This is a genomic window from Actinocorallia lasiicapitis, from assembly GCF_054778695.1.
This window is the reverse complement of sequence record NZ_BAAGZI010000767.1, coordinates 1-1,104: the sequence shown is the minus strand read 5'-3', so window position 1 is coordinate 1,104 and position 1,104 is coordinate 1. Positions and strand designations below refer to the sequence as shown.

Below are 1,104 nucleotides of genomic sequence, written 5' to 3'. Positions count from 1 at the left end.
GCCTCCGCGACCGAGCTCGGCGCACGCGTCCAGGCGCTGTTCGAGCTCGTCGACATCGCCGCCGAAGCGGTGCGGACCGCGCAGCGGACCCTGGAGGAAAGCGACGAGCAGGAGTGGCGCGGCCGCCGCGAGGCGCTGCTGGCCATGCTGACCCTGGAGCAGCCGCCCCGCCAGGAGGCCCTGCGGATCGCCGCCAGGCAGGCCGGCTGGCCGCTGCCCAAGACCGTCAGCGTCCTGGTGATGGACAGGCCCCCGGACGCGGCGATCCCGATCGTGTCGCCGTCCGTCCTGGCCGACTGGAACGCCCAGCCGTCCTACCTCGTCCTGCCCGACCACCGCGGCGACGCCCCCCTGCCCGACATCGACTGGCAGCGGGCGGCGCTCGGGCCGAGCGTCCCGCCGGAACGGGCCGGGGTGTCGCTGCGGTGGGCGCTCAGAACCCTCGATCTGGGCTCCGAGCGGCAGGTCGCGCGCTGTGATGAGAACCTTCCCGCGCTGATCGCCCGCTCCTCCCGCGAACTGCTGGAGCTGCTCGCCCCGACCCGTCTGGCCGGGCTGCTGGAGCTGCCAGCCACACGCAGGGAACGTCTGTGGGAGACCCTCCAGGCGTTCCTCACCAGCGGACGCAACGTCGCCGCGACCGCACGGCTGCTGACCGTCCACCCGCAGACGGTGCACTACCGGATCCGCAACCTCGAACAGGTGCTGGGACCGATCCTGCACGACCAGCAGCTCGGCCTGGAGCTCCAGCTGCTCCTGCTCTGCCCGCCCACCTCGGCCGCCGCCCGGTAGCCGGCCGGCGACGGGGGTGCTCAGGCGGGCAGGACCCACAGGGAGGTGGGGAGCCGCAACCGCTCGCCGGGCCGGAACACCAGCGGTTCGACCTGGGTGAGGCGCGGGTAGCGCGCCCGCAGCGCTTCCAGGGAGTGGATGAGGACCAGGTCGGAGAAGGCGGCGCCGCTGTGCGCCCTCCGGGCGGTGCCCGGGGGGCGGGACGGCAGGAAGCGGTCGGCGTCGTCGAAGCGGGCCTGGTCGCGGGCGGCGGAGGCGAAACACACGAAGACCCGGTCGCCGGGCGCGATGTCGGCGCCGCCGACGCGGGTG

Annotated in this window: 1 protein-coding gene and 1 pseudogene; one reads left to right on the top strand and one right to left on the bottom strand. The window is 74.5% G+C overall.

Translation table 11 applies throughout. The features are described 5' to 3' along the window. A partial coding sequence (locus ACYVE7_RS34470; RefSeq protein ID WP_460370824.1) for a PucR family transcriptional regulator occupies positions 1-792 on the top strand: 792 nt, incomplete at its 5' end. Between the two features lie 20 nt (positions 793-812). Here the strand turns inward: ACYVE7_RS34470 and ACYVE7_RS34465 are convergent. Continuing rightward, a pseudogene (locus tag ACYVE7_RS34465) lies at positions 813-1,104 on the bottom strand (hypothetical protein); the annotation flags it as partial.